Raw genomic sequence first — 4,232 nt, forward strand, 5'->3', positions numbered from 1 at the left:
TGGTCTGCGTCGCCGGGATGGCTCTCATCATGTGGGCGCCACGGAACGGCGGCTGAGGCTCACTTACGCTGGACACGACCCATCCCGGCGCACCACCCCGACGCAGCCCCAGGAGCAGCCATGGCCACCGCCGCCCCGTCCGCCGCCTCCCGCATCGCCGTCGTCACCGGCGCGAGCAGCGGCATCGGAGCCGCCACGGCCCGGCAGCTCGCCGCGGCCGGTTACCGCGTCGTCCTCACCGCCCGCCGCAAGGACCGCATCGAAGCCCTCGCCGAGGAACTCACCGGGGCCGGCCACTCCGCCGTCGCCTACCAGCTCGACGTGACCGACCGCGCCGCCGTCGACGAGTTCGCCACCGCCTTCCAGACCATCGGCGTCCTCGTCAACAACGCCGGCGGTGCCCTCGGCGCCGACCCGGTCGCCACCGGCGACCCCGCCGACTGGCGCACGATGTACGAGACCAACGTCATCGGCACCCTCAACGTCACCCAGGCCCTGCTGCCGAAGCTGGTCGCGAGCGGCGACGGCGTGATCGTGGTCGTCTCCTCCACCGCCGGCCACGGCACCTACGAGGGCGGCGGCGGCTACGTGGCCGCCAAGCACGGCGCCCACGTCCTCGCCGAGACCCTCCGCCTGGAGATCGTCGGCCAGCCGGTCCGCGTCGTCGAGATCGCCCCCGGCATGGTCAAGACCGACGAGTTCGCCCTCACCCGCTTCGGCGGCGACACCGAGAAGGCCTCCAAGGTGTACGAGGGCGTCGCCGAGCCCCTCACCGCCGACGACGTGGCCGAGACCATCACCTGGGCGGTCACCCGCCCCAGCCACGTCAACGTCGACCTCCTGGTCCTGCGCCCGCGCGCCCAGGCGTCCAACACCAAGGTCCACCGGGAACGCTGATGGAGGACGACCCCCTGACGGAGGGTCCCGCGGCCGGGGCCCCCTCGACCGCGGACACCTTCGAGAAGCGGCGCCTGGCGCAGGAGACGAAGAACGAACGCCAGGTCTGGTACTTCCTGGCCTACTTCCTCTTCGGCATCCACTTCGTCGCCTTCGTGATGATCTACGCCGTACGGCACGCGAAGTAGCCCGCCGGGCGGGGGGGGGCTCAGGCGAACGCCGCCAGGTTCCGCTCGGCCCACGCGGCGAAGGGCGCGGCCGGCCGGTGCAGCACGGCCTCCACACCCGGGCCGGGCCGCCGCTCGGCCGGCAGCGGCGCACCGAGGACGTCCAGCGTGCCGGCGACCACCTGCTCGGGCATGAACCGCGCCATCCCCGCGTGCGCCTCTTCCCGGGACAGTTCCACGAACGCCACCTCCTCCCCCAGGGCCGCCGCGAGGACCTCCGCCTGCCCGCGCGGACTGATCGGCTCCGGGCCGGTCAGCTCGTACGTCCGGCCCGCGTGCCCGTCCTCCAGCAGCGCGGCGGCGGCCACGGCGGCGATGTCCGCCGGATCGACCACGGGCAGCGCGACACCGCCGAAGGGCGCGTACACCGTGCGCCGGGTGCGCACCGACTCGCTCCAGGCGAGCGCGTTGGACGCGAACCCGGCCGGCCGCAGCACGGTGAACTCCCGCCCGGACTCCCGCACGGCGGCCTCGAACGCCCGCAGCCGGGCATGCGAGGGCGCCTCCGGCCGGGTGGCGCTGACCTGCGACGACACCAGCACGATCCGCCTGACCCCGGCATCCGCGACCGCCTCCACCACGGCACCGGGGCGCTCCCCCCGGAAGTTCAGCTCGCCGCCCAGCACGAGGAAGACCGCCCGGGCCCCGTCCAGCGCGGGCCGCAGACTCCCGGCGTCCCCCACTCCGCCGCGCACCCACCGCACCCCGTTCCCGGCCGGCCCGCCCGTCCCGTCCCCCCGGGACACGGCCACGACCTCCTCACCGGCCCCGGCCAGCATCCCCACCAGCATCCGCCCGATGTTCCCGGTGGCCCCGGTGACAGCGATCATCGCTCCCCCTACTTTTGAGTTAGTCAACTGACTTACTCGAACATAACACGTCGTCACCCCCGCCTGTCTATAGTCAGTCAGGTGACAAACTCAGTGGATCGGCGCGCCCGGGCGTCCCAGAAGCGGCGGCGCCTCACGGCCGCGGCCGCCCGCGTCCTGCACGAGCAGGGCGTCGAGCGCACCACCCTCGCCGACATCGCCCGCGAGGCCGGCGTACCGGTCGGGAACGTCTACTACTACTTCAAGACCAAGGACGAACTGGTCCGGGCGGCACTGGCGGAGCACCAGGCACACCTGGACGAACTCACCGCCGCCCTGGACGAGTTGCCGGCCCCGCGCGACCGCCTCAAGGCGCTGGTCGAAGCCTGGACCGCCCAGCGCGAGACCGCGGCCCGCCACGGCTGCCCCACCGGCACCCTGGCCGTCGAACTCGACAAGCGCGCCGACGGCACCCTGGACGCGGAGGCCGGCGCGGTCGTCCGCCGCCTCCTGGACTGGACGGCCGCCCAGTTCCGCCAGTGGGGCCTGCCCGCCCCGGACGACCACGCCCTCACCCTGGTCTCCGCGTACCAGGGCATGTCCCTCCTGGCCAACGCCCTCCGCGACCCCGACATCATGACCAGGGAGGGCGCACGCCTGCTGCGCTGGCTGGACTCGCTGGAGGTCAGCCCTTGACGCAGACGACCTGCTTCAGCTTCGCCACGACCTGGACCAGGTCCCGCTGCTGGTCGATGACCTGGTCGATCGACTTGTAGGCGCCCGGGATCTCGTCCACGACACCGGAGTCCTTCCGGCACTCCACACCCCGGGTCTGCTCCTCCAGGTCCTGGGTGGAGAAGCGCCGCTTGGCCGCGTTCCGGCTCATCCGCCGGCCCGCGCCGTGCGAGGCCGAGTTGAAGGACAGCTCGTTGCCGAGGCCCTTCACGATGTACGACCCCGTGCCCATCGAGCCGGGGATGATCCCGTAGTCGCCGGAGCCGGCCCGGATCGCGCCCTTGCGGGTGACGAGCAGGTCCATCCCCTCGTACCGCTCCTCCGCCACGTAGTTGTGGTGGCAGGAGATCTCCGGTTCGAAGGCCGGCTTCGCCTTCTTGAACTCCTTGCGGACCACGTCCTTCAGGAGCGCCATCATCAGGGTGCGGTTGTACTTGGCGTACTCCTGCGCCCAGAACAGGTCGTTGCGGTAGGCCGCCATCTGCGGGGTGTCCGACACGAAGACGGCGAGGTCACGGTCGACCAGGCCCTGGTTGTGCGGGAGCTTCTGGGCCACGCCGATGTGGTGCTCGGCGAGTTCCTTGCCGATGTTCCGGGAACCGGAGTGGAGCATGAGCCATACGGAACCGTCCGTATCCGTGCACACCTCGACGAAATGGTTTCCCGAGCCGAGCGTTCCCATCTGCTTCCAGGCACGTTCCTGACGGAATCTGACCGCCTCCGCGACCCCGTCGAACCGCCCCCAGAAGTCCTCCCACCCGGCCGTGGCCAATCCGTGGAAGTCACCCGGCTCGACTGGTTCGTCGTGCATCCCCCGCCCCACCGGAATGGCCTGCTCGATCTTCGACCGCAGCCGGGACAGGTCCCCGGGGAGGTCGTTCGCCGTCAGCGACGTCCTCACGGCCGACATGCCGCAGCCGATGTCCACGCCCACCGCCGCCGGGCACACCGCGCCCTGCATGGCGATGACCGAGCCCACCGTCGCGCCCTTGCCGTAGTGCACGTCCGGCATCACGGCCAGGCCCTTGATCCACGGCAGGGTGGCCACGTTCTGGAGCTGGCGCAGGGCCACGTCCTCGACCGTCGCCGGGTCCGTCCACATCCGGATCGGGACCTTGGCGCCCGGCATCTCCACGTACGACATATGTTCCTCATTCCCCCGAAAGCGACGACAAAAGGCTGATGAGCGGCAAAACGCAAAAGCGGCGCCAGGGTCGATGAAAAGGGACAAGGGACCGGCGTCCACGGCAGTGCGTGCGATACACATTGTCTCCAGGGGGCGCCCCGCTGCGGCAAGCGAATAACCAGCGGGGACACTGGAGCACCGAGCGAGCACACACCGTCGAGAGGAGCCCGACCGTGCAGCGGAAGGCGTACGTATCCGGCACCGCCGCCCTCCTCGCGGCGCTGCTGGCCGGCTGCACGAGCGGTTCCGGGAGCGACGGCGCGACGGACGACGCCAACCCGGGCGACGCCGGTACGGCCACCGTGGCCGCACAGCCGGGCAAGTACCGCACGCTCCCCGAGCCCTGCGGCGCGGTCGGCCACGACACGCTGGACGCGC

General features: G+C 71.6%; 5 protein-coding genes and 1 pseudogene. 4 read left to right on the plus strand and 2 right to left on the minus strand.

Annotation, left to right across the window (positions count from 1 at the left end; all coding sequences use genetic code 11):
- Positions 1–120: 120 nt before the first annotated feature.
- Positions 121–897, plus strand: coding sequence for an SDR family NAD(P)-dependent oxidoreductase (locus tag IE312_RS05735; RefSeq protein ID WP_189978901.1), 777 nt, complete (start codon positions 121–123; stop codon positions 895–897).
- A complete protein-coding gene (locus IE312_RS05740; protein WP_189978903.1) occupies positions 897–1,085 on the plus strand; it encodes a hypothetical protein in 189 nt (62 codons plus the stop codon). Before IE312_RS05735 ends, IE312_RS05740 begins: the two co-directional genes overlap by 1 nt.
- A 20-nt stretch (positions 1,086–1,105) precedes the next feature.
- Here IE312_RS05740 and IE312_RS05745 read toward each other — a convergent pair whose 3' ends face one another.
- Positions 1,106–1,954: an SDR family oxidoreductase gene (locus tag IE312_RS05745; protein WP_189978905.1), complete on the minus strand. Its 849-nt coding sequence runs from the start codon at positions 1,952–1,954 to the stop codon at positions 1,106–1,108.
- 81 nt (positions 1,955–2,035) lie between these two features.
- Here IE312_RS05745 and IE312_RS05750 point away from each other — a divergent pair, with 81 nt between their 5' ends.
- Positions 2,036–2,629, plus strand: coding sequence for a TetR/AcrR family transcriptional regulator (locus IE312_RS05750; protein WP_189978907.1), 594 nt, complete (start codon positions 2,036–2,038; stop codon positions 2,627–2,629).
- On the opposite strand, the gene IE312_RS05755 is transcribed toward IE312_RS05750, so the two are convergent.
- Positions 2,619–3,812, minus strand: coding sequence for an RtcB family protein (locus IE312_RS05755; protein ID WP_189978909.1), 1,194 nt, complete (start codon positions 3,810–3,812; stop codon positions 2,619–2,621). The genes IE312_RS05750 and IE312_RS05755 overlap by 11 nt on opposite strands.
- Before the next feature lie 143 nt (positions 3,813–3,955).
- Between IE312_RS05755 and IE312_RS38975 the strand changes: the two are divergent.
- Positions 3,956–4,232: pseudogene (locus IE312_RS38975) on the plus strand (DUF3558 domain-containing protein); the annotation flags it as partial.

It is taken from the genome of Streptomyces capoamus (assembly GCF_014654935.1).
Classification (GTDB): domain Bacteria; phylum Actinomycetota; class Actinomycetes; order Streptomycetales; family Streptomycetaceae; genus Streptomyces; species Streptomyces capoamus.

Bases quoted from the DNA above. Each gene is read 5' to 3' on its own strand.
- IE312_RS05755 (WP_189978909.1), bottom strand. From the start codon at position 3,812: ATGTCGTACGTGGAGATGCCGGGCGCCAAGGTCCCGATCCGGATGTGG.
- IE312_RS05735 (WP_189978901.1), top strand. From the start codon at position 121: ATGGCCACCGCCGCCCCGTCCGCCGCCTCCCGCATCGCCGTCGTCACC.
- IE312_RS05740 (WP_189978903.1), top strand. From the start codon at position 897: ATGGAGGACGACCCCCTGACGGAGGGTCCCGCGGCCGGGGCCCCCTCG.
- IE312_RS05745 (WP_189978905.1), bottom strand. From the start codon at position 1,954: ATGATCGCTGTCACCGGGGCCACCGGGAACATCGGGCGGATGCTGGTG.